Annotated in this window: 19 protein-coding genes and 1 pseudogene; 7 read left to right on the top strand and 13 right to left on the bottom strand. The window is 60.1% G+C overall.

Annotated features, from left to right (window positions below):
• Positions 1-228: 228 nt before the first annotated feature.
• Both EN852_RS27080 and EN852_RS27075 read right to left on the bottom strand, forming a co-directional pair.
• Positions 229-1,068 (bottom strand): plasmid partitioning protein RepB C-terminal domain-containing protein, encoded by an 840-nt coding sequence (locus tag EN852_RS27080; protein WP_246694414.1) that lies wholly within the window; start codon positions 1,066-1,068, stop codon positions 229-231.
• A complete protein-coding gene (locus tag EN852_RS27075) occupies positions 1,065-2,630 on the bottom strand; it encodes a recombinase family protein (RefSeq protein ID WP_127868810.1) in 1,566 nt (521 codons plus the stop codon). The genes EN852_RS27080 and EN852_RS27075 overlap by 4 nt, the downstream gene beginning before the upstream one ends.
• A 65-nt stretch (positions 2,631-2,695) precedes the next feature.
• Between EN852_RS27075 and EN852_RS27070 the strand changes: the two genes are divergently transcribed.
• From EN852_RS27070 to EN852_RS27060, 3 genes are all read left to right on the top strand, one after another.
• The gene (locus EN852_RS27070) at positions 2,696-2,956 is read left to right on the top strand and encodes a type II toxin-antitoxin system HicB family antitoxin (RefSeq protein WP_127868811.1); all 261 of its coding nucleotides are present in this window, start codon (positions 2,696-2,698) and stop codon (positions 2,954-2,956) included.
• 195 nt (positions 2,957-3,151) lie between these two features.
• Positions 3,152-3,469 (top strand): YMGG-like glycine zipper-containing protein, encoded by a 318-nt coding sequence (locus EN852_RS27065; RefSeq protein ID WP_127868812.1) that lies wholly within the window; start codon positions 3,152-3,154, stop codon positions 3,467-3,469.
• 193 nt (positions 3,470-3,662) lie between these two features.
• Complete coding sequence (locus EN852_RS27060) at positions 3,663-4,760, top strand: acyltransferase (RefSeq protein ID WP_127878386.1); 1,098 nt, start codon at positions 3,663-3,665, stop codon at positions 4,758-4,760.
• A gap of 55 nt (positions 4,761-4,815) precedes the next feature.
• On the opposite strand, the gene EN852_RS27055 is transcribed toward EN852_RS27060, so the two are convergent.
• Entirely contained in the window at positions 4,816-5,988 is a 1,173-nt protein-coding gene (locus EN852_RS27055) for an acyltransferase (RefSeq protein WP_127878384.1), read from the bottom strand.
• Positions 5,989-6,464: 476 nt separating this feature from the next.
• Between EN852_RS27055 and EN852_RS27050 the strand changes: the two genes are divergently transcribed.
• On the top strand, positions 6,465-6,896 hold the full coding sequence (locus tag EN852_RS27050; RefSeq protein ID WP_127878382.1) for a hypothetical protein: 432 nt from the start codon (positions 6,465-6,467) through the stop codon (positions 6,894-6,896).
• Here EN852_RS27050 and EN852_RS27045 read toward each other — a convergent pair.
• The 6 genes and pseudogenes from EN852_RS27045 to EN852_RS27020 all read right to left on the bottom strand — a co-directional run bounded on the left by EN852_RS27045 (position 6,893) and on the right by EN852_RS27020 (position 13,943).
• Entirely contained in the window at positions 6,893-8,413 is a 1,521-nt protein-coding gene (locus tag EN852_RS27045) for an FAD-dependent oxidoreductase (RefSeq protein ID WP_127878380.1), read from the bottom strand. The two genes, EN852_RS27050 and EN852_RS27045, sit on opposite strands and share 4 nt — an antisense overlap.
• 74 nt (positions 8,414-8,487) lie before the next feature.
• A pseudogene (locus tag EN852_RS27040) lies at positions 8,488-9,172 on the bottom strand (ferritin-like domain-containing protein).
• Positions 9,173-9,500: 328 nt separating this feature from the next.
• Positions 9,501-9,641, bottom strand: a complete 141-nt coding sequence (locus EN852_RS43365) for a hypothetical protein (RefSeq protein WP_348643476.1) — start codon at positions 9,639-9,641, stop codon at positions 9,501-9,503.
• A 330-nt stretch (positions 9,642-9,971) separates the two neighbouring features.
• Complete coding sequence (locus EN852_RS27030) at positions 9,972-10,418, bottom strand: DUF2231 domain-containing protein (protein WP_127878378.1); 447 nt, start codon at positions 10,416-10,418, stop codon at positions 9,972-9,974.
• Positions 10,419-11,185: 767 nt separating this feature from the next.
• Entirely contained in the window at positions 11,186-13,087 is a 1,902-nt protein-coding gene (gene ligD, locus EN852_RS27025) for a DNA ligase D (RefSeq protein ID WP_281407809.1), read from the bottom strand.
• Between the two features lie 427 nt (positions 13,088-13,514).
• Positions 13,515-13,943, bottom strand: a complete 429-nt coding sequence (locus EN852_RS27020; RefSeq protein WP_189402006.1) for a helix-turn-helix domain-containing protein — start codon at positions 13,941-13,943, stop codon at positions 13,515-13,517.
• A gap of 173 nt (positions 13,944-14,116) precedes the next feature.
• Between EN852_RS27020 and EN852_RS27015 the strand changes: the two genes are divergently transcribed.
• Entirely contained in the window at positions 14,117-15,922 is a 1,806-nt protein-coding gene (locus EN852_RS27015; RefSeq protein WP_127868819.1) for a chloride channel protein, read from the top strand.
• A gap of 339 nt (positions 15,923-16,261) precedes the next feature.
• Entirely contained in the window at positions 16,262-16,492 is a 231-nt protein-coding gene (locus tag EN852_RS27010) for a hypothetical protein (protein ID WP_127868820.1), read from the top strand.
• Positions 16,493-17,336: 844 nt separating this feature from the next.
• Here the strand turns inward: EN852_RS27010 and EN852_RS27005 are convergent.
• Entirely contained in the window at positions 17,337-18,698 is a 1,362-nt protein-coding gene (locus EN852_RS27005; RefSeq protein WP_127878376.1) for a (Fe-S)-binding protein, read from the bottom strand.
• Positions 18,699-18,814: 116 nt separating this feature from the next.
• Here EN852_RS27005 and EN852_RS27000 point away from each other — a divergent pair, with 116 nt between their 5' ends.
• The gene (locus tag EN852_RS27000) at positions 18,815-19,330 is read left to right on the top strand and encodes a DUF1194 domain-containing protein (RefSeq protein ID WP_189546194.1); all 516 of its coding nucleotides are present in this window, start codon (positions 18,815-18,817) and stop codon (positions 19,328-19,330) included.
• A gap of 202 nt (positions 19,331-19,532) precedes the next feature.
• Here EN852_RS27000 and EN852_RS26995 read toward each other — a convergent pair whose 3' ends face one another.
• The 3 genes from EN852_RS26995 to EN852_RS26985 all read right to left on the bottom strand — a co-directional run bounded on the left by EN852_RS26995 (position 19,533) and on the right by EN852_RS26985 (position 23,288).
• A complete protein-coding gene (locus tag EN852_RS26995; RefSeq protein WP_189546192.1) occupies positions 19,533-20,249 on the bottom strand; it encodes a class I SAM-dependent methyltransferase in 717 nt (238 codons plus the stop codon).
• A 56-nt stretch (positions 20,250-20,305) separates the two neighbouring features.
• Positions 20,306-21,241, bottom strand: a complete 936-nt coding sequence (locus EN852_RS26990) for a 2-dehydropantoate 2-reductase (RefSeq protein ID WP_245519537.1) — start codon at positions 21,239-21,241, stop codon at positions 20,306-20,308.
• Positions 21,242-21,521: 280 nt separating this feature from the next.
• Positions 21,522-23,288, bottom strand: a complete 1,767-nt coding sequence (locus EN852_RS26985; RefSeq protein ID WP_127863990.1) for an adenylate/guanylate cyclase domain-containing protein — start codon at positions 23,286-23,288, stop codon at positions 21,522-21,524.
• Positions 23,289-23,450 lie beyond the last annotated feature (162 nt).

Genomic DNA, 23,450 nt, shown 5'->3' with positions numbered 1-23,450 from the left:
CACACCACAAGGTGCTTGCGCTTTCGGCCGGATCTTTTCGGGCGCGCCAGAGCACCATTTGACGAGGTTCGGGAAAAGGTTCGGTGCCAGAAACGTGGCAGCCGCGAGTGGATGGATGCCGAGCTATTCCATCCAACCGGAGAACAGGCGCACACGATTGGATACAGGCGCCTGGTCCAGATCCGATGGGAGAAGCGGGTAATCTGGCGATACGAGTGGGCATCGAGCCTACCTAATTGGGCTCGGCGTCGACAAGCTGTGAAACTCTTCAAATTGGTCTGGGAAGTTGTGTGCTAGGTAGCGCACCACCTTGGAATTATCCATCAGACGCTCGAAATAGCGGCTAGCTGCCACCAGTTCCAAGCTTACAGACCCACGCCGTTCCACGGCTCCAAGAAACTCACTGCTTAGCCCCCCAAGTTCTGGCGTCATTGCGCTCAGTTGACCTTCAGACACGTTTGCTATCGTCGTCGGATCGAAACCCTCGGCCAGGAGCGGGCGCGGCGTAAAGGCGACAAGGATCTTTGCGTACGTGAACGTGACCCGCTCCATGGCGACCATAAGTCGGGCAATTTCCATTTGCCTGGCCGGGAGCACATGCCGCAGCAAACCGAAGATCTTCACCTTCACAAAGCAGTCCTGGAGGAAAGCGAGAACGTCCGGGCAAATACCACTGACAGGTTGCTGGCCCGCGCCTGCAGGCGACATGCCGGCATGCTTTGATGTCGCCGTCTCTAGCTTCGGGTCGTTGTGTAACCTCTGCACCAGGCAGTTTGGGATGGTGGCCAACCCCTCGGACATGAGCAACGAGAGAAACTCTTTGTCATTCATTATCACGCGAAGCGCTTCGGCCAGACGGGCAAGGCAACGTTCCACTTCCTCTGTTGCTCGTATGAAATCGCGCTTGCGGCCACAGGCCGCCTTGTAGGCCGGCCGCAATTTTGGCGCGAACAGCTTTTCCTTCGACCCAGGTTGATCGGCAACAATTTCGCGGGCGTGTCTCTGGGCGCTCCCGTGCAAAGCCTGGTAGGCAGCTTCGCGGGTCAAACGACGCTTCGGCCGCATCATAGGGGCTCCGCACTTGCTCGCGCTGACAGCTTGACGAGCGGGTCGAGCGTGGAAAAGAGGTAGGTGTCCAACTGCGCTCCATTGTTCGCGGCCAATTGCGATTTGCCGACGATTTCAGAAGCGGGGGCAATGAGGTAGTCCCGGATGACCAGATCACCCGGGCGCATCCTGATCAGGACGAAAATGTCGGCCACCGACTGGCGTTGGGTGTCCATGGACCAGAAAGGGTATCCGTGGTCGGAAGCGCGGCAGCGTGCGATTTCGACCGCAACCGTGAACTCGTCGTTGACCCGCAAGAGGTCGGCCCCTCTGTGGTAGGTCGCCTTTCCGCCGGTCCTTTCAATCGCGTCCAACAGGTCAGCTATGGCTTGTGCACGCACCGAGGCCAATCGCTCTCTCGATGTAATAAATTGCCAGTTCTTTGGCGGCTGATATCCGATCAATTCGTAGGCCTTCAGGACGCTTCCAAAGCGATAATGATACTGGCTAGCTGCGGGGCAATCCGGCGCAGCGTTGATAATGGTACTGGACAAGGCGCCTTCGCGAGCCAGGACCTTTTTCAGCGCCACCAGCATCTCTTCGTTGGTCACCTTCAGATGCGCATATAGCGCTCTGTGAATGACTTGTGCCCGATCGAACAGATTGCGGTCGACAATGGGCTCAAATACGCCTTCTGCCCGCACCCACTGTTCAGGAGGATTGCCAACTGCTTTTGTTTTCAGCTTGCGGGAGCGCCTGTTCCAGACGTTGGTGCCAACGTATTTTTCATTGGTCAGGACTCCGCGCACGGTTTCCCGCTTCCATGGTCGCCCAAGGTCGGTCAGCACGCCGCGCTTGTTCAGGAGCCTTGCCATATCGAGCTCTGTCATGTGCGTTTTGACGAACTGACGGAAGATCCAGCGAACCGTTGCAACCTCTTCAGGCGGCCCGGGCACCAAGATCGTTCTGTCGGTGTGCACGCTCTTTTGCTCGCGCTCGGAGAGAATAAACTTGCGACGTCCCGTACGGTCGAGAACTTGGCGCCTCAAGCCGAGCCCCGGCTTGCCGCCCTGTCGGAACCCCAACCGGATCAGCCTGGCCTGGCCGATGAAGGTCTTTTGCGAGAGCATGCGGCTGTGCTCGGCCGCCATGCTTCGTTTGATGGCCTTGAGCACATCGGCCCCGATGCTGCCGTCGTTCAAGAACTGCTCGGCGCAGAATTCGATACGCACGCCGGCCAGATGGCAACGATACTCGTAGGACGCGCTTTCATCTATGTTCTGAAAGCGTCCCCAGCGACTGACGTCATAGACAACGATGGTTTCGAAATCGGCGCGCCTGCTCTCCACATCGGCAAGCAGACTTTGCAGGCCGGGGCGCCCTTCCAACATGAGGCCACTGCGACCGGCATCCTCGTAAGTGGCGACGATGTCGTAGCCCATGATATCGGCATAGCTCCGGATCGCATCCCTTTGGTTATCGAGGGAATAGGTCTGGTGCTCCGTGGACATGCGTAAGTATTGGGCGGCGCGAACTTTGCGCCTCTCTTGGGGAGGTTTGCCGGCCGCTGCAAACTTGTCCATTGCCTTGCCCCGTTGTAGGGGTGCTTTAAACCTAGCGGTCAATTGTCGTGCGGCAAGAGCAAGCAATGCACCAATACGTCGGACTGATCCACAAAGAGGCCGGCAGCCATTTCGGCGTGTCCTTTCCCGACTTTCCCGGCGTAGTGACCGCCGGCGCAACTGTCGACGAGGCGCGCGACCTGGCCGAGGAGGCCCTGGCGTTCCACGTGGAAGGGATGATCAAAGACGGCAAGGCTGTTCCGCTCCCTACCAAGCTCGAGCAAATCAGGGCGGATCCGGCGCATCCCGTTTGGTCTGCAATTTTGGTGCCGCTGAAGATCAACTGAACGGGGGAAAGCTGTTTACCGTTGGCGAGCCAACTTTCCCGTTTGGCAACCATGGCGTTCAACTGCCGGGAAACCTTGATTCACTTCGTGAGCGAACTCCGCCGCCGTTCCGCCGCAATGCGCCCGCACTTGGGCGAAATCGCCCCTGTTTTCAACCTGTTGTCATTTCCCTGGGGCTTCAGAGGAGTTCTAGTGATGATCATCAAGAAGGCTATTCTGGCGGTGCTGATGACCGCGGCACTTGCCGGCTGCGAAACGCAGACCGAAGGCCAGCAGCGGGCCACCACCGGCGCGCTGATCGGCGGCGCCGGCGGCGCGCTGGTCGGCCAGGCGATCGGCGGCAACACCAAGAGCACGGTGATTGGCGCGGCCAGCGGCGCTCTGCTCGGCGCCGTCGTCGGCAGCGCGACCACGCCGACCGAGCCGCGCGGCCAACTCTGCCGCTACCAGGACCGCTACGGCCGCATCTACACCGCGCCGTGCGATGACCGGTACTACCGCGGCCAATATTGATCGTGCCGGTTCTTCCTTCTCCCCGTTGGCAGACCTCGTTGCGGGGAGAAGGAGCCCTCCTGTTCCGGCGGGCGAGAACCGTGGTGGACCCATACCGCAAGCGTGCACCGCAAAAGGTTCTTGTGCGACGCAGCAATTAATGCGTAGATATTTTTGGGCGACGTTGGCGGGTTCGGGATAACCGGAGAGCGGTTTGAAACCTGAGACAACCCACTTCGACGCCTTGCATGGCTTGCGAGGCATCGCTGCCGTTCTGGTGATGCTTGGTCATTTCAGCGAACTTACAGCGCAGCATCTTGACCTGGCGCCGTCGGGCTTTCTTGCCGTCGACCTGTTTTTCCTCCTGAGCGGCTTCGTGATTGCCCACGCCTATGACGAGAAATTCCGGACTGGCATGTCCTTCTGGCAATTCGCGGAGGCCCGGATCGTCAGGCTTTACCCGCTATATTTCGCGGCCATCGGGGTCTTCATGGTCGGCGTGGGCGCTGTCGTCGCAACGCAGGGTCTAGGCTCCTATTCGCGGCTGGATTTGCTTTCGAGCCTCGGCTTTTCCCTTCTTTTTCTGCCCACGCCGCCTTCGCTCTCCGTCGGTCCAGATGTGCTTTTTCCGCTGAACGGTCCGGCATGGTCGCTCTTCTATGAACTGGTCGCCAACGCAGTCTTCGCCGCGCTGGCCCTCAGGCTTGCTCGCCGCTCGCTGGCTGCCATCTTCACCCTTGGTTTCCTGGCGCTGGCGCTGATGGCCTGGCAGGGCTTCAGCCTGGGCGGCGGCGCCCATTGGGACGGCACGATCGCGGCTCCCGCGCGGATCGCCTTTTCCTTTTTCCTCGGCGTTTACCTGCGGCGATACGCGACCGGGGAAAGCCGGGACGGCAATCTTTACATGCCGCTTCTCCTGGCGCTTTGCGCCGGGCTGATGATCGTCCGTCCCGCCACAAATGCGGAATTGTACGATCTGGCGATGATAGTGCTGGTCTGGCCCTGGCTTGTTCTCACGGCTTCCCGCTTGCGGCTCTCGGGCTTCTGGCGCGCAATCGCCCTGTTCTCCGGCAACATCTCCTACGCCATCTATGCGCTCCACACGCCGCTGATCAGGGTCGCGAACATCCTGGACGAATCCGTCACTGGAACCTTGTGGAACCAGCACGGCCTGCCATTCGTCGTGGGAACATCCATTTTCGTCATCGCTGTCGCGGCTTTCGCGCACTACGTCTACGACAAAAATGTCCGGATGCTGCTGCGACAACTGCTTTCACTGCGGCGCGCACGCGAGGGGGTGACGCAGTTCTAGCCGAGGGCCTGCCGGCATGGCTGGCGATCGGACAACGCGCTAATCGGTGCTAATGCTACTCGGCGGGACTTGGCTCAAGCGCCGGCTTCTTACGTGCAAACCGGCGCAACACGATGCGTCCGAGCTGCTGCCCGGGCATCTCGATGAGCCTGTAGGTCACGAAGGACAGAAGACAAACCACCGGCAACACGATCGCCAGCACGATGGCGAAGCGCAGCGGCGCGCCGAGGCCGTCGCCATAACGGGTAATCACGAAGGCCGCCACGGGCTGCAGAATGAGAAGATGGATCAGATAGATGCTGTAGGAATGTTCGCCCAGCACATGAAAGATGCCGCCGCCCAATGGGACGGCGACTTTTCGCGCCGCAGCGCCCGCCGCGCCGGGCAGCATCCGATAGAGCACGAGGGCAAAGAACCCAAGCACCAGCGCCTCGCGTATCAGGAACTTCGAAACGCCGTAGCCATCGCCGAAGGGGATCGCCGCGAGCGCCATGGCCAAGGCCAGATGCAGCAGCGGTCGCGGTTGGCTCTGCCCCAGGACGCCCGCCAGAAGCATGCCGCACAGAAAAACCTGGATCTTCAGCGGCAGGAAGGACGGCATCGGGAAGTGAACCGACATCGACTTGAGGACCACCACCACCAGGGCGCCGAGCGCCGCCACGACCATCGCGCTCCGGAGCCATCCGAAACGGCGGGCCAGAAGCATAAGCGCCGGGAAGACCGCGTAGAACTGCATTTCCAGCCCGAGACTCCAGTCGGGCAGCGGTGTCCGGTAGGCGAGGTTCGGGGAAAGGCCGAACAGGAATGTCAGGTGGGCGACAATGTTCTTCGGGCCGCTGTCGAGGAAGCGCTCGGGCGCCTGCGGCACGCGCTGCAGGAATGCGTCGATGACCATCCGCGACTCATAGAGATACGGGCCGAGCGCCAGCGCGAAGAACAGCATGACGTAGAACAGCGGCGCGATGCGGAAATAACGCCGCGTCCAGAATTTGAGCCAGGTTTCGGGCCTCTGCCAGGGCTCCTTGTCCTGGCGTAGTTGATAGTGAAACACCATCAGGAACCCGGAAAGCATGATGAAGAGATCGACGCCAAGCGCGGGATCTCCAAGCACCGGAAGATGCCAGCCGGTCAGAAGCAGGCAGTGCCCGACCAGCACCCACAATGCCGCGGTGGCGCGAAGGCCGTCCAGGCATTCGATGCGCGATGACTCGGTAAGGCTACTGTTCATGCTGCATTGCAGCATGGCGAGAGAGCCCCGAATGTCAACCCGCGATATGTGCCGAAGGCGCTGAGAACCCCCACCTTCTTGTACCGGAACCATTTTTTTCGGGGCATTGTTTGGCCGAAAACCCGGGGAGCGAGTTGGGGACCACGGAAAGCCTTGATCGAACTGACGTTCAACGCTTCGAGGTCGCCTTGGCTATCGAGACAAGTTGTGGCTCTTTGAGAAGTCACAAGTTCTCCGCCAACAGGCCAGCATGGCAGTCGAGTTCGACCTCGCCTAGAATCAGCATCATCTAATGGAACATCCCCCCGGCCCCGTTGTTGGATTCCGCTGCGCGGCTCGTGCCGAGATCCAGCGCAGTCGGGTACACAGGAACCCCGGAGCCCGCTTGCCCTTCCCCAAGGCGAGCGGGCCCTTGCCATCCCGAGCGCCGACAGGAATATTGTCGGTGCGGCGACCTCGCATTTTGGAGATTGCCTTTGTCGTCGAACTACCCCTTCTCTGAACACACACTCGGAAAAAAGCTGGAAGCCGGCACAGGCTTGTCGGTCTACTGCCTGACCTGCAAAAGAACGGCGCTCTTGGACGTGTATGAACTGGTCCGACGGTTGGGACCTGATCAGGGCTGTATGCACTGGGATCTGCTGAAGATTATCTATTGCAGCGACTGCCGCGGCGCCGGCCGAGACGACCGGAACCTGCAATTCACGAACTTGGCTGTAACGCCAGAGCAGCGGAAGGGGTGGACGCCTTGCACCAAGGCCCGGGCATCCTCCGTCGCCGCATGTACATCCGCAGTCGGCCGTCAGACCTACAGCCAGGAGGATCCCGGTCGTGTACTTCAGGACACCGGCTTTCGCCCGCGCTTCAAAACCGCCTTTTGCGGCGGCCGTCGCATGTGCATTGGCTAACCTAAGTGTCGGATCGCCGGCCCGTTTAAGACAGCTCCGTCCGGGGCGAACTGGGAGCCGTGGCAGGGGCAATCCCAGCATTGCTCGGTCGAGTTCCAGTGCACGATGCAGCCGAGATGGGTGCAACTGGCCGAATGCCGGTGGAGCTTGCCGTCGCGGTCGCGGCACACGGCGAACTTGCTCAAACCGTCCTGAAGGATGCCGCCTTCACCAGGCTTGAGATCGTCGGCCGATTTGATCTCGCCGGGCAGCAAATAGCCGGCAAGGTTTTTCACTGTCGTGAGGTTCTCATTGACGTATTGTGCAAAGGCTGCGGGCGGCGTCCGATCCGGGGCGTACACGGCTTCCCAAGGGTTCGATCCTTCCACGATCAAATCGCGGATCAGCAGACCGGCCAACGCGCCGTGCGTCATGCCCTGTCCGGAGTCGCCAGTGGCGATGAAGACGTTGCCTTTGCCGGGGCTGCGGCCTATGAAGCCGCAATAGTCGATCGTATCGAGAACCTGACCCGACCATCTCGCTCTTTCTCTACCGAGATCGGGCACCAATGCCCTGATCCAGGTTTCGAGCGCAGTAAACCGAGCCTCGCCGTCATCGGCTTCGCCCGATTTGTGATCGCGGCCGCCGGCAATGAGACAGTCGGTCCCGCCGGGGCCGGGATTGAGTCGGACATAATAATAGGGATCGTCCATGTCCCAATAGAGGGCGTCCGGAAGAATTCCCCTTTCGATGTCGAAAGCCATCGCATAGGTGCGGTAAGGCGCCATCTTGCTATGGATCTTTACCCAGGTGTTGATCGGCGAGTTGGTGGCAAACACCGCGTTCGATGCGATGATGGTGGAGCCGCCATCGCATTTCAGGCGAACCTGCTTCCCCTCCTCGATTTCGACGACGGCGCTGTCGGCGAATACCTTGCCGCCTCGCTTCTGGAAATCGGCCAGCAGCGCGCGAAGATATTTCAGCGGATGGAAAGTGGCCTGGTTCGGATAGCGCAGTATGGGCGCCGATTCGTGGCCCTTGAGCGGTACACCCTTACCATGCTCAACCTCGACGCCGATCTTTGCTGCGGCGGCATATTCCTTGTTGCATTCTCTGGCGGCCTCTCTCTCCTCCATCCAAGCGGCGGGGAAAAGGAAGCCGTCCAGACGCCGAAAGTCGCAGTCGATCTCCAGCCTGCCGACATGCTGTTCGATACAGTCGACAGCGGCTTGCTGGCTTTCCTGAAATCCGCGCGCGAGGACCTCGCCACGCATCTTGACCAGAGCGCTCAAACCGTCGTCGCAGATGGGCGCCAAATGGGCGGTCGTGCGGGATGTCATGCCGCCGAGTAAGGGGCCGCGATCCACAAGCACCACCTTGCGTCCTGCCAAGGCCAGTTCATAGGCAACGGAAACACCGGCGATGCCGGCTCCAATGACGGCCACGTCGCAATCCTCGTCCTGCTCGAGGCGAGGAGCACTAGGCAAGTTGGAGTCGAGCATCCAAAAAGACCTTGTCGCTTCGCTGCTGACGTTCATAACCCTGCTCCGTCCTCACGACACGGGATAGCATTGAGGGTCGTGGGTGATCGTGACCGGCTCCTTCATCAACGCTAGGTGCTTTCGAGCGCCCCGTTCATCCCGTTTGGGTAAAAGCCGCCCTTGCTCACACCCGATTGATCGGTCAGCTAAACAATGCGCAGCACCTCCTGCGGCGTCCTTGTGAAGGCAATGCATCCGGCGTTGATGGAACGAAGTTGGCCTTACCGTCGACGTAGATGCCCTGATCCTTGTCATCGGGCTGGTCGATCTTGTCGCGTGCGCCGGAATCGCATTCGCCGCCTTCCAGGCATTCTCGCCCGCGCGATCGAACGAAGACCTCGCCATACCCATGTGATAGGCTTCGACGGCGAGAATGCCAGCGGCGGCTGCTAGGAATTCTTTGTTCTTCAGAACGGTAGCCGCGCCGGCATAGGCGGTGACACCAACATCCTCGAACAGCATGCCGCCGAGACCAAGCGCGGGCGTCTCGAAAGTAACCTTCTTCCCGCCTACCACGTCGCCGGGCTTGGAACCGACGTCCGGCTCTTCGATGCCTTTTCCTATGGTGCCGCGAAGATAGTATTCGGACTCAATATATTCCAGGTTGAAGGCAAAGCGAAAAATGTCTTCTTCTTTTATGTCATCGTCTGCGTGGGCCGCCGTGACCGGCGCCAAGTTGGATGCCAAGGCCGCTCCGATGCCGAACTGCAAGGCGCGGCGACGGGAGAGAAAAAGCTGAGGTGCTGCACTGAACATGGCTTCCTCCAAAGCCCGTCGGCGTCAATTTTGGACCCTGGGTAGCGGGCCGACTTCCTAACAACATGAAAGGAGGAATGTTCCTTGGCCTCTGGTGAGGAAAGCTGTCGTCGAAATTGCATGTGCGTGCCTCAATCCAAAACCCGCGGATCACGCCCTCAAGCCCACTCAGAGCGTACAGTTTCAACCGACAACGATCCAGCGGGTAAGGGGCGCAGCAGCTCGGTCTCTGGCTCCAAGAGATCGAGCCAAGCGGGCTATTTTTCGGGCTGAAGAACAACCACTTGCCGATTACGGTACGGCGCGACATCCGGCCCCGGATCTGTGGTCAACATGGTGAAGGTGGGTCGGCTTGTTGCCGGGCCGCTTCACGCCATAGCCCGGCAATCGCCATGAACGCAGCATCATTTAGTGTGAAGCGGTGTTTCGCCTTATTGTATTTCGTGCCCGTGAATTCGAAGAAGGCCAAAGCCGGAACAAGGCAGCGGTTACTGTCGGCGAACCGCCTGAGCGAAAGTTGAAGGCCGGTCCACCCCTCAAGCCAACTGGTGGAAACCCAAACGTCATTGACGCTAGTTCCACCGCATCGCCAGCTGCACGCATGATCGGCGCCGGGTCGTTGATGCGGATATCGTCGTCTTGAGGAAGATCAAGTTCGGTTTGGTGAGTCGGGATCCTAAGCGCCTATTCGGCCATCGTCCGGCAATAATCCGCCCACGCGATGTGCTGCTCTTAATCGTTGCACATGGAATCCTGATGGATGGCGGCTCGACCAGGATATTTCGGCCTCATCGCGACCTCAATCGGAGACGCCGACATGATGTCGATAAACCATCCCCCAGCCCTTCCATCCGGTGAACAGCAGGATGAGAACGACAACCAGCGACAATATGAGTCCAACCGGGATAACGGCAGCGTCGCCGTTCGAGTAGCGCGAATACCAGTTGTAGAGTTCGACCAGCACAACGATCACGTTGCCGCCGGCGTGAAGCCATGCATCCCGCAGATTGCGAAGCTGGTCATCGCCCATGACATCAGTCAAGCCAACGAGTGCCGCCAGGGCCGCCATGATCAGCCCCGCTCCCAGGAGCCAAAGCGAGGCAGTTACCCAAGCGGGATTGGCCGTCCTCCAGAATATCAAGTCGCAAGCGAAGGTGGACACAAAGAAGGCGATTGGAAAGGGCACCAGCATCGGGTGGATTGGGTGGCCGCCTATGCTGGCGGTGCTGCGCGGATTGTGAGTCATGTCAGACCTCCCATCAACAAACCGTGTAGATGCACGATTGTTCCGTGGGTCTCGAGGAGCCGTCGACCTTAAGCCTGCCGCGGGCCTTGTCGGGTGATGCGAGCCCGACCGCGACGCTTCAGCTAGTACATGTTGGCCAGACGTTGACCTTAAAGAGCAAGGCGAACAGAGATGAGGAACATTTCAGGTAACGCCCGGTTCTGCTCGGTGTCTCGGATCAAGTTTGATGCAGCGAAGCGGGTAATTCGGAACAGCTGGCATTGCTTTGCACGACAGTTCAAAAACAAATAATGCGACGCCACTTGCGTGCCCTCCCGATCTTTCCCTCCCGGCGATGACAGCCCGAACACCTGCGTGTAACCATGGATCGTCGTCGAGAGGGGCGTCGAGCTGGAGACGTGGCAGCGATGGATTACCACCCGCTCAAGTTGTCGATTTGCTCCATTCGGGGCTGCAGGGACTTCATCGGCTGCACCTGTCCCCGGTTGTTCCGGAACTGTAGATAATCGCTGAATTCCCGCCCGACCCACCCTGGAGCTCCGGTCTAGCGGCCGAGCGGCAATTTGGATAATGCTAGAAGCTCGGCCTCGTCCCTGATCCCTGCAAGGTAATTTGCCAGAAAGCGAGATGCGAGGGCCTCTCGCCGCTCGATGGATTGGGGTTGGTCCTTCAATTTGTCGAACACGCGACCAGCGCAACTTCTGGGCCAAACTGGCAGGTTCCATTCAGGCCAAGGGAGCGAATCTTGCTGCCTGTCGCGGAGCGGGCTACAGATTTGGCAAAACTTGGTCGGCTCGGCCCCATCCCGCCAGAGATTTGCTGGCTGCACGTTTTTTCAATTCACCAGCATCGCCGACATGGAAATGGGAGGGCGCATCAATCGTCTTCATTTCCGCCCAGGTGATGGGCGCGGCCACGGGAGCGCCCGGTCGTGACCTTGCACTATAGGGCATGATTGCCGTGGCGCCGCGCTGGTTGCGCAGATAGTCGACAAAGATCCGCCCCTTTCGTTTCGCCTTCGACAATACGGCCGTAAAGTGAGAGGGATCGGTCCGAGCGACAGCCTGCGCCAGCCCGGAGGCGAAGGCCTTCACCTCAGGCCATTCGGCCCGAGGCGTGAGCGGCGCAATCACATGCACGCCTTTGCCGCCTGTCAGCATCGGGAAGGTGGTCAGCCCTAGTGATTTGAGGATATCCTGGAACTGGAATGCCGCGGCGCGCACCGCCTCGAAATCCAGCCCCTCGTCGGGGTCAAGATCAAACACCAATCGGTCTGCCTTCTCGACGTCATCGATACGCGCTCCCCATCCATGGAACTCGATGGTTCCCATTTGGACACAGGTCACAAGGCCCTCGGCGTCGTCGACGTAAAGGTAGGGTTCCTCATGGCCGTCCTTTTCAGTGATTCCGACGTGATGGACCTTGTCGCCGAAGCTCCCGGCGTCATGCTTCTGAAAGAAACACTTCTTCGCGCGGCCTTGCGGACACCGAACAAGGCTGATCGGCCTGTTGCCGGCCCATGGCAGCATGATCGAGGCGACGTCGGCGTAATGATCGGCAAGCTGTCCCTTGGTGATGTTGGACTCAGGGTAGATTACGCGGCCGCGGTTGCTGATGGCAATCGTGCTCGTCGCTGGTGCCGGCAGCGTGGGTGTGTGATGTTCTGTCTCAAGCGCAACGGCTTCCGGCTTCTTGTCCTCGCGCAGGCCGAGATAGCTTGGATGGCGCAGCGTACCTTCATTCGTCATCTCGGTGTAGGCGATCTCGGCAACAAGCTTCGGACGCAGCCAGTGCGCGCCGCGAACTTCCGCGCGCGGTGCTTCGACCGTGGCGGCGCTCTGCTCGAGCGGCGCCATGGTCCTGATCAGCCGCTCCATCTCCGCGGTATCGAAACCGGTTCCGACCTTACCGGCATAGCGCAGCTTTCCGCCGTCATGGACACCGAGGATCAGCGATCGAAACGCGCGGTCCTTGTCTGACGGCGTCCAGCCGACGAGCACGAATTCCTGACGCTTGATGCACTTGATCTTCAGCCAGCTTCCGTCGCGGGCGCCGACATATTCGGAGTCAGCCAGCTTCGAGATCACCCCCTCAAGGCCGGCATCGCAGAAGCGGTTCAGCAATTCTTCGCCCCGGCCTTGGATGTGATCGGAGTAGCGAAGGATATGGCTCTTCTCCGGCAGGATTTCCTCCAGCTTCTCCTTGCGCTCCAGGAGGGGGAGCTTCGTCAGGTCTTCGCCATCGAGTTCGAGGAGGTCGAACGCATAAAAATCGATGCTCGCGGGATCGCCCTTCAAGGCATTCTGGAGCGCCTGGAAGCTCGATCGCCCCGCGGCGTCCATGACTACTGCCTCGCCATCGATGAGCGCGGAGCGAACCCTAAGTTTGCGCGCCTCTGAAAGGACAGAGGGGAAGCGGCCGGACCAGTCCAGGCCGGAGCGCGTATAGCCGCGCGCCTCTCCGCTCCCCACCGCGACGAGAATACGGTAGCCATCAAATTTCATTTCGTGGATCCAACGCTCGCCGGCGGGGACAGTGTCCACCAGCCTCGCGAGCTGAACGGGTCGGAACGCCGGAGGGGCGAGCTTGGGCAAACCGCGCGAGGCTGGCTTCGCAGGGCGAGTAGAACCACCTGTGATGGTCAATCGACGCGACGCTGACTTGCTCACTTAACTCACCCTAATGAGAATCAATTACCCGATGCGTTTTTGCTATCTGCGGCCTATTTTTTCGGTTCTCGCCGGCTGCAGTGAGTTCTCGCGGTCGTTGCCGACATATCTCTGCCACTGTCCTGTCCATGGTTTCGATGGCCGCATGCTCTGGGCGTTCGACCTGTAACGCTTTGCAGCGGCTCGCGATCCTGAGATGGGCAATAAATCCAATTCACCTGAAGTCGCGCGTCTTGATTCCAACGGTGATGGCGACCATGCTCGCCTCGGAATAGAAATGTCCTGCCGCTGTTCCTGGCGACGCTGGCACGCGAAGCCTTGCCTCGGTGGCGCAGCCTGATGCTAGCCAGAGCGGCCTCGTCCTCCCGAGGCCGGTCTGGCCGGCTGCGATCCTCCCTCGGCAACCCGCCAACCTTTCCCCTTTGGTCTAGGACTCTGCCTGGCGCGAAAGCAGGCGCCGCAGCATGGGCTCGATCCGCGACAGCTCGTCAAGATGTGCAGCCGACAGTTCGGCCAGGCGATCGTCGGCCAGAGGGGTCAACTGCAGCAGCACGCGACGATGATCGCCCTTGTCCTGATCGCGGATGACCAGCCCTGCCTCGGCAAGGCGGTTCACCAATTCCACAGCGCTATGGTGGCGGATGCGCAGCCGCTCGGCGAGATCGCCCACCGCCACGGGGCCGCCGCCTGGAAATCCCTTGATCGCCAGCAGCGCCTGGTGCTGGCGTGGCGTCAGGCCGGCCTCGTTGGCCTGTATCTGGCTGAATTCGAGGAAGCGGCGGATCAGGTAACGGAACTGCGACAGTCGCTGGTAGTCGGCTTGGCTGATGGCGGGGCGTGATTTCGGCGGCTTCATTCCCCGACTTATGGTCCATTCCCGCAAAAGCTCAACAGGTTGCTGTCGTGGTCCCAGCCCAAAATGACGCGGAGCAGGTCGCGAAAACGGCTTGAAGAATTATATCGTGTTACGATATTAGGCGACCTGAAACCGGATGGTCTTCGCGCCGCCAGAAAGCTCAGGTTCCCAAAATGAAATCCACTCACGCCGGCAACGGCCATCTTCGCGACTTCACGACCGATCCGCGCGTGCTCGTCATCGCGGCCATCGCCGTGGTGGTGGCGACCGCCGGTCTGCTTGCCGGCATCGTGCTCCTGCAGCTCATCCGGCTCGCCACCAACATCGCCTATTTCGGCCAGTTCTCATTGGCCGAGCTGAAGCTCGAGGACTCACCGCTCGGACTCGCCGCCGTGGTCGCGCCGGTGATCGGCGCGCTGATCATCGGCCTGATGGCCCGCTTCGGCAGCGAGAAGATCCGCGGCCATGGCATTCCCGAGGCCATCGAGGCGATCCTTCTCGGACGCTCGCGGCTCGACGCCAAGGTCGCGGTGCTAAAGCCGTTGTCGTCCGCGATCTCGATCGGCTCGGGCGGACCGTTCGGCGCCGAAGGCCCGATCATCATGACCGGCGGCGCCATCGGCTCGCTGATCGCGCAGATGCTGCCGGTCAGCGACAATGAGCGCAAGACGCTGCTGGTGGCGGGCGCGGCCGCCGGCATGACGACGGTGTTCGGCACGCCGATCGCCGCAATCATGCTTGCCGTCGAGCTGCTCTTGTTCGAATGGACGCCGCGCAGCTTCATCCCGGTCGCCGTCGCGGCGATCGTCGCGGAAGTCGAGCGCACCCTGCTGCATTTGCCAAGTCCGATCTTTCCCTTCTCCGGCAGCATGGAAGCGTCGGTCACCGGACTGGGCGGCTGGGTGCTGGTCGGCATCTGCGCCGGCCTGCTGTCGGGACTGCTGACGCAATTGGTCTATCGGTGCGAGGACGCGTTCCAGAAACTGCCGATACACTGGATGTGGTGGCCGATGATCGGCGGTCTGGTGGTCGGCATCGGCGGCCTGGTCGAGCCGCACTCGCTTGGCGTCGGCTACGACAACATCGCCAGCATGCTCGACGGCCGCATGGTGGCGACCGCGGCGCTGCTGCTTCTGGTGGTTAAAGCCATCATCTGGTCGGTCGCGCTGGGATCCGGCACTTCGGGAGGTGTGTTGGCGCCGCTGCTGATCATGGGCGGAGCGATGGGAGCGGTGCTGTCGGGCATCCTGCCCGAAGCGAGCCCGGGCTTCTGGCCGCTGCTGGCGATGGCCGCGACCATGGGCGGCACCATGCGCGCGCCGCTGACCGCGACCTTCTTCGCCACAGAGCTCACCGGCAACACGCATGTTCTGGTGCCGTTGATCGCGGCCTGCGCCACCGCCCATGCGGTGACCGTGCTGTTGATGAAGCGCTCGATCCTGACTGAGAAGGTGGCGCGGCGCGGGCATCACATCATTCGCGAATACCGCGTCGACCCCTTCGCGCTCACCAGGGTGCGCGAAGTGATGACGACCAAGGTCGAAAGCGTGCCGGCGACGATGACGCTGCACGGTGCGGCAGCGTTCCTGACCGCGCCGGGCACCCGGCATCCGAGCTTCCCCGTGATTAACGAGGCAGGAAACGTGCTGGGCGTCATCGATCCGCCGGCGATCCTGCGCTGGCGTCGCAACGGCAAGCATCGCAAGGCACCCCTCGGCGAGCTGCTTGCCGGCAGCAAGATCACGCTCGCTTATCCGGACGAATATCTGGACGCGCTTTCCGACAAGCTGCTCACCGCCAATGTCTCGCACCTGCCTGTGGTCTCGCGCGAGGATGAACGGCTCATCGGCTATATCGGCTGGAAAGACATGATGCAGGTAAGGTCGAAGAAGCAGGCGGAGGAGCGCGACCGCACCGCCTTGGTCAGCTTCGGCGTCAGGCACAAGCCACAACAAAGCGTCGGCGATAGTGCGGTCTAGAGCAATTCCAATAAAAGAATGAGAGCTTTTCCGTCCGGAATTGCTTAACACAAAGAGATAAAGTGGTTCGCCGCTTGATGAACACGCTGCTCAGCGCTCTTCGGCGAAATGCCGGCGTGTGGTTCGCCAACCACCATTTCCCTCGTATTATCCCGTATGATCCGGCGAACCACCGATCAGGAGGACTAGTTTCAATGCACTGCGAATCTTTCAGCGGCCAGATTCACTTTGGTTAAGGCGAAGCTTGATAAAACCTGCAGAATTGAAGTGCCCATCTTGGCGGGATGGGCAAGCGCGGACCACGGTCGTTGAGTTCTGAGTACGACTGTGGATCGTGTCTTGCGCGAGAAGAGTGGCGTGACGCTCCGAGTAAATTGCCCAGAACGCGAAGGCATCGACCTTTGGCTTCTCCGCACGATGCGAAGACAAGCGCTGGTTTACAGGGATGGCTCGACTGAGGCCGCTGATGAACTTGTTGCCCTGATGTTTACAGAGGCGATGGCCGAAATAAGGGCTAATTTAGGACAATCTCTTTTGCAATTCGGGATCATGCGCCGCCATCTTAAATGAGGCAGTAGCGCGCGCCACGCCTGCCACCTGCTGCATCGAAGCGTGCGCTCACGAGACGGCTGTCGGTCAGAATGGGTCTGCCTGCAACCCCAGGAGGCGGGAACAGTTAAGGCGGGGACAAAGTCCGGTCGGCTCGGCAGGGCACGGTAGCATGCATCTCGGGTCACCACGGCGAAGTGGTTGTCTGAAGTGTCGGCCGTCTCGGCGCTGCCCAAAAACAGGGAGCCCTCCGGCTCAGGCTGTAACGGAAGATCGAGTTCACTTGCATCTGGAGCGAACGCTCCAGGTAGATAGCACATTGCGGCAGGTGATCAGATCAAGGCGCATGAACGGCGGTTCGCGCACGACGCTGTGAGCGGCAAACCACCACCGCGCACCTTGCGATCAATGCGGTAATGTGTGCCTTCGTCGATCGCGATGGTTCAGGGTGAGGAATGTCTCCGGATCCCGGAAGAACATCGTCAGCGAGATCAGCATATTGGAGAAAGCTCCTTGGCTTCCTCTGGATTGGCACGAAATAGGGTTGTTGGTTAATCCGAGGAGCATTGAGGTCGAGGTCAGCCCTGTGCTGCCTACGTCTGCTTTCGGGCAACGGTCAAGTTGGTCTCCCGACCACTATTGAGGCGCCGGCCGTCCAAAACGTAGCGCGCTTAGAGTCCGTGCTGACGCGCTATCTGGCTCCCGTGCCAGAAGTCGGTGCCTTCAAATGTATCCAAAAACCGACGCTAGTATCCCGCTTTGTCCATAAGCACTCGCAATTTGGGCTGAGGCGCGACCCAGAAAGTTCGAAAAGCTCTAGGAACCCCAAGGGTACCGCTAGTGGAACGAAAAGCGACCAAGTTTGCTACTCCGCCACGGCACCAGCATCTCGCTCGCGACCGCCTCTCAGGGGAAGCGGCTGGTCTCCAAGCAGCACCCTGACCACGATGTCACGGGCCTCATTGGGATCAAGGGAGTGCTTTGCTATCAGGTCCCTGCACTCTTTGACGATCTGGTCGGAGTCTTGCAGGACCTTGAGCTGCTTGTAGCGATCGTGGTGGTGCAACCCCATGCTTTCACCAACCACTTCTAGGATATTGATGATGCGGAATGGCCAATCGCGCTCGTGCGCACACAGTTCGCGGTGATCGGAATGATAAACCGCAACCAGGGCATCAACGCCCGCGTCACGCGCCGCTTCAAGCTCTCTCAGCTGCAACTCGCGCTTGAACTTTGGAAGCACACCGACATGCACACTCTGCAGACCCACCGCTGGCTGATGCAGATCGATAAGCTCAACGCCGGGGACCATCTTCAGAATTTCGGTGGCAGCCTCCACGACGCCGGCTACGCCAGGATGCTTGTGCAGCGCGACGCGGATGTCGACCCTGTGCTGTAGGTGCGGCCTCAACTGCGCCAGCCGGTCGCCGAGGAACGTCATGAACGGGTTCATCTGGAACGGTCGGGAGCCGCGCTGTCGTTCCACTGTCGGCAGGATGTTTTCCGAGAATTGAACGTAGCAGGTCGGACACCAGGTGATCACCTGTCCCAACCTGGAGTGCGATAGCTTTTCCATCGAGCTCGACCCCATGCGACCGGTCATCTCGGCGTCGCCGGACTTGAGTTGCGAAATGCCGCAACAATGGCTGGGACCGCCCATCACCTGGTAACTAATGCCAAGCACATCCATGATATCGAGGGCAAGCAAGGCAATATGCGGCGTCTTGAGCACATTGCAGCCGCTGTAAAACACAAAGTCCGCCGGCTCGGCTGGCACGGAAACTGACGCTGATCTTTGACCCAACCGTTCAAGGACCTCCGTATCGAGTTGCAGGCGCGACAGCATCGCTACGCCGCGGCTGACTTCGCGGTATCTCTCCACGCCTTGCCGGCGTCGTTCAGCAAGCTCCTTGTCGGACTTCGCAACGCTAAGCCGCGCCATCGTAAGGAGAAAGCGTGGATTGACGCCGTAGTCGCACGCCTTGATGCATTCTCCGCTGAGCATGCAGGAGGCTGCCCATTTGCGCGACGTCTCTGGACCCTTGCCGGTGCGGACAAGATCGAGAATACCACCGATGAGGTCTTCGGACTTCGCATCCGGGATGCCGGCGGGCACCACGCTTGGACAAACCTCAACGCACTTGCCGCATCGCGTGCAAGCGTCAAGCATAACCTGGACGCGTTCGTCCAGAACCGTCTCGAAGGATGTCTCATTCACCGGGGGCATCGCGGGCTCCGGGCCTGCTGAAGAATGGGCCGTACGCGCGCATTGGCAACTCAACATTAACATAAAAATCGGCAGTCTTGAAGGACTAGGCTTTCGTTCCGCCGCAGCGTGTCCTGGTGCCGTGGACCGTTCTCGACACGCCCGACGACGCGGCCGGCTTCGCCGGGGCCCTGCGGGTTCAGCCGATCGTCAGAGGACATGGCACCTCGATCACGGGAGCATTACTGGCGGCGGGCAAGCTGTTGGCAGGCTCGCCGATAGGTGACCGCATGGTCATCGATGTCTCCGGGGATGGACCTAACAATGCAGGTTTGCCCCTTCCACCGGTGCGCGACGCACTCATTGGTTCCGGCGTCACCATCAACGGACTGGCGATTTCGTTGCACTCAGCAGACACACCCGACAATTTTGGTCCCGGCAACGTCGAACTGTATTATGAGAACTGCGTCATCGGCGGTTCCGGAGGCTTCATCGTCGCTGTCGAAAACACAGCCGACTTCGCAAAAGCAATCCGGAACAAGCTCGTGGGTGAAATCGCCGGTTTTTCCTTCGGCGTGCAACCTGCGGCCTTTCAGATCCACTCGCGGCGGAGTTTCGATTGCGTTTCGATCGGACAAGCCCCTGGACGATAGTCAGCAACGTAAGATCTGCACCCGTGCCGGTTGGCACTGGATGGTGACATTGTGGCCAAGCGATTAATCTGCGGACGATGGCCGGAAAGGGGCCGCAAGCCGACGGTCTGTTCACAAGACGAATTCGACGTTTTGATCGGTAGATCGGCACATCTCGTGGTGTTGTCGTGTCGAAGATGAGGGCGGCTATTCTGGCTCAGACTCAATTTGAGAACCGAAACACCCTGCCCATCTTATTAGGCATCATGAAAATCTCCTCCGCCTGGGAGAAGCCGGCGTCCCTGCCCATGCCGAGCCATGTGCCGACCGTCTCCGGGAAATCGGCAAGAAGCATGTGCCTTTCCATCGAAGCGAATTCCTCATCCGAAACGGCGGACCATTCGTCGCGCAGCAAAGAAAATCGTGCCAGCCAGGATGAGCGCTCCTCTCCCTCGAACAGCGCCGGCTCCCAAATGATAAACATGCCCTCGCCGCCCAGAGAGCGGCGGGCGTCCCTCATCAACTGTGCCTTGCCCGTGGCTGGCAGGTGGTGCAGCGACATGCCGATCCAGATTACATCGACAGGCTCAGACCATTTCGCCATGGCCTGGGCGAAATCACTGCACCGCAATTCAACCGGACATGGCAGACCGTCGAGCTCCCGTGCCGCCAATCGCAAAGATGCCTCAGACAAGTCGATGCCGACATAATTGCCGATCGCCATCGTCCTCAGCATTGCGGCGGAGGCGCTGGCATCCCCACAGGCTATGTCGAGAAACCGGAATGACGCCGGTGCATGCTCGACAAGCAGAGCGCGAAGGAGGCCGTAGACCTCGCGATGGAACATGAGATTCGCGCCAACGATCTTGCGATAGGTTTGCAGTTCCTTGTTGAACATGTCCTGGGGGCCAACAGCGTCGTCGCCTGCCCTGACCAGCATTGTTTCGCTCGAGGAACCTGCCATGACGTCCTCCCAATTAATTTTGGCTATGACCGTTATTCAGAGATTGGAATTCTGGCGTGCGTCCCCAGTGCGTGGAGATGGAGCGCTCGGAACACGGCCGAGTGGCCCGGCGTAGCCACCCCCAGTTTCATTCCCAGTTGATGCATTCGACCGGAAAGCCACGCAACCTCGATGGGTTTCCCTCGTTCGAGGTCATTGGCCATCGAGGATTTCACATGCGGGGGAAACGCGGACCACCTTGTCTCGACGCGGCCCGGGAACCCATCGGCCATTGGGTGGCCGGCCGCTGCGGCTACCGCCATCCCTTCATCCCGCAACTGTTCAATGAAGATACGCGATTCCGGATCGGCCAGGATCGGACCGATGCCCGAGCGCATCAGCGATGTTCCTCCCGAGAAGGCGCAAAGCGTTACAAATTTCTCCCAAAGCACTTCGTCGATGTCCGGGACCGGTTTCAGCTCAAGCCCGATGGCACGATCACACAGCTCCTGCAGTTCCTCTATGACAGGATCATGTTGGCCGCCGACCAGGATCTGCGGCAGCCCGCCCGAATGAATGACCTCGCCGGGCTTGTTGATGAAACCGGAAAGGTAGGTGGCGCCACCGATCACGCGCTCGCCCTGCACATGACGCCGAAGAATTTCGACGCTATCGATGCCGTTTTGCAGCGTAACGACGCGCGTGTTATCGGCCATGAGCGGAGCGATCGACGCAGCGGCATCCTCGCTGTCGTAGAGCTTCACTGCAAAGATCACCAAATCGACGGGACCGATATGAACCGCGGCGTTGCTCGCGGACACAGGCGCAAGAACAAAGCTGCCGAGGTCGCTCTGGATCCTCAGACCAGTCTGGAGCATTGCCGCGAGGTGCGCTCCGCGAGCAATGAAGCTCACGTCGCCCCCTGCCTGGGCTAGCCTGGCGCCAATATATCCGCCGATGCCGCCCGCTCCCATCATTGCGATCCGCATGCCGTCCCCTCGACGTCAGCTGTCGCCATCAACCCGCCATGCATTGCGGACCGATTGGTGAGCCCGACTAATATTAGCAGTTTCTTCAGTGACCAGCCAGTTGGCACGTCACTCCGGCTGAGCAGATTTCCGAGACGGGCATCGCAATGGATGCTCACCATCCCGCCGGACAAAGTAACTGAGGAGGATGTCCTTTGCCGACGCTTCCATCTGGCGCCTTTGACATCTGCACCACCTCACCGAGACCGGCGGGGTGTCGGCTGGCACGATTTAGCCCGGACTATTCCAGGCCCGCTCGACGCAGGCCCTCGACGTATCTGGCGCGGTCCTCAGTCCGTATCAGCGGGTGGTATTTCTCGACCCACTCGATGCTGAGATTCGGCTGTAGACGTTTGCATTCGACGAGTCCTTGCCGTGCGGTTTCCAGATCACCGGCTAGTCCTGCGGCTGCTGTGAGTGTGCGCCAAGCGGTTCCAAAGTTTGGTCTCATCAGTACGGCCCGGCGTTCAGCTCTTACCGCTTCGGCGTAACGTCCAGCGACCAGATGGCAAAGCCCTTCGACCGAAAGATTTGCTGCCTGGGTTTGATCAAGGGGGCTCAATCGTCGTGCGATTTCGAGCTGACGGAGGCCATCGTCCGCAAGTCCGGCATAGCCGTACGCTACCCCTAAGATTATGTGGGCGAATACAAAGTTCGGGTTGCGCTGCAGTGCCTCGTTCAGTTCCTCCACCGCCGGCCCAAGTCGTCTTGAAAAAGCGGATATATAACCTGCCGCAAAATGGGCCCATGGGTCGTCCGGATCGAGGTCTATCGCACCCTGAGCAAGCGCGAGGGCACTGGATATGCCCGGCTCAAACTCCAAATTGCCGGAAATTACGCGGGTGGCGAAGGCCCATGCGAGTAGGCTGCGAGCGCGTGCATAGTGAGGATCGAGCTCAATCGCTCGCTTCAAGAGGCTGATGCCAGTGTCCTCGTCTTGGATGACCCATGTCCAGATATAAGGCATTGCTCGGACAACGCAGCCCCACGCGTCGAGACTCTCCGGCGCCTTACTTTGAAGGCGAAGGCGTTCGGCTGCGTAAATCTGCGGCTCTATCGCGGCGACAACGCTGTGAGTGATCTCGTCCTGCACGGCGAAAATATCAGAGGCGGGGCGGTCGTAGCGCTCTGCCCAGATGTGATTGCCGCTGGCGGCGTCAATAAGCTGACCAGTTACCCGCAATCGCTCACCCGCCTTGCGGACGCTGCCTTCAAGTACATAGCGAACGTTAAGCTCACGCGCGACCTGACGGATATCTGGCGCCTTGCCTTTGTACGCGAAGGTCGAATTGCGAGCGATAACGAAGAAGCCCCGCAGCTTGGACAAGGCCGTAATGATGTCTTCCGCGATCCCGTCGCCGAAGTATTCCTGTTCGGGGTCGCCGCTCATGTTCTGGAACGGCAGGACAGCAATCGAGGGCTTGTCGGGTGCGGCCAGTTTTCCAGCGGAAGGGTCAGGCACTATCGGCTCTGTTGCGGTGTCACTGTCTAAGGCTACGCGATAGACTCGCACCGGCCGTGCAATGTTTTTGAGTTCTTTTTCGCCGAGATCCGCGAATTGTTCCTTCAGCTTGTCGCGCACTTGTTCATATGCCGCACCCGACAGGCAAATCCCATTTGGTTCCGCAATGCTTTCCAGACGGGCAGCAATGTTGACACCATCGCCCATCAGGTCGCCGTCGCCCTCCTCGACTACATCGCCAACGTGGATTCCTATGCGGAACTCGATACGCCGATCAGGCGGCACCCCGACGTTGCGTTCGAGCATGGCGTTCTGCACTTCGATGGCGCATCGGACGGCATCGACCACGCTGCGGAACTCAACAAGGGTCCCGTCACCGGTGCGTTTCACCACTCGTCCGATGTGTACCGCGATGGTCGGATCAACAAGGTCGCTGCGGAGCGCCCGCAGGCGCGCGAGAGTCCGAGCTTCGTCCAAGCCAGCCAATCGGCTGTATCCGACGACATCGGCGGCCAGGATCGCCGCAAGCTTGCGGGTCTCGCTCATTTGCCCCTCCTTCTTTGGGATATAGCACAGACTCGGGGGGGCAGCTTCATTTTGATCGGCTCGACCTGCAGCCGCTTCGGGTCCGCAGTGCGACCTTGCCAGCGATTGTCGAAAGGAGTCGCTGCGTCTCGCTGAATTTGACCCATTGCGGACATCGTGACT

The organism is Mesorhizobium sp. M2E.F.Ca.ET.209.01.1.1, from assembly GCF_004010375.2.
Classification (GTDB): Bacteria; Pseudomonadota; Alphaproteobacteria; order Rhizobiales; family Rhizobiaceae; genus Mesorhizobium.
Note: the sequence above shows the minus strand (reverse complement) of the source record. Positions and strands in the feature narration are given on the sequence as shown.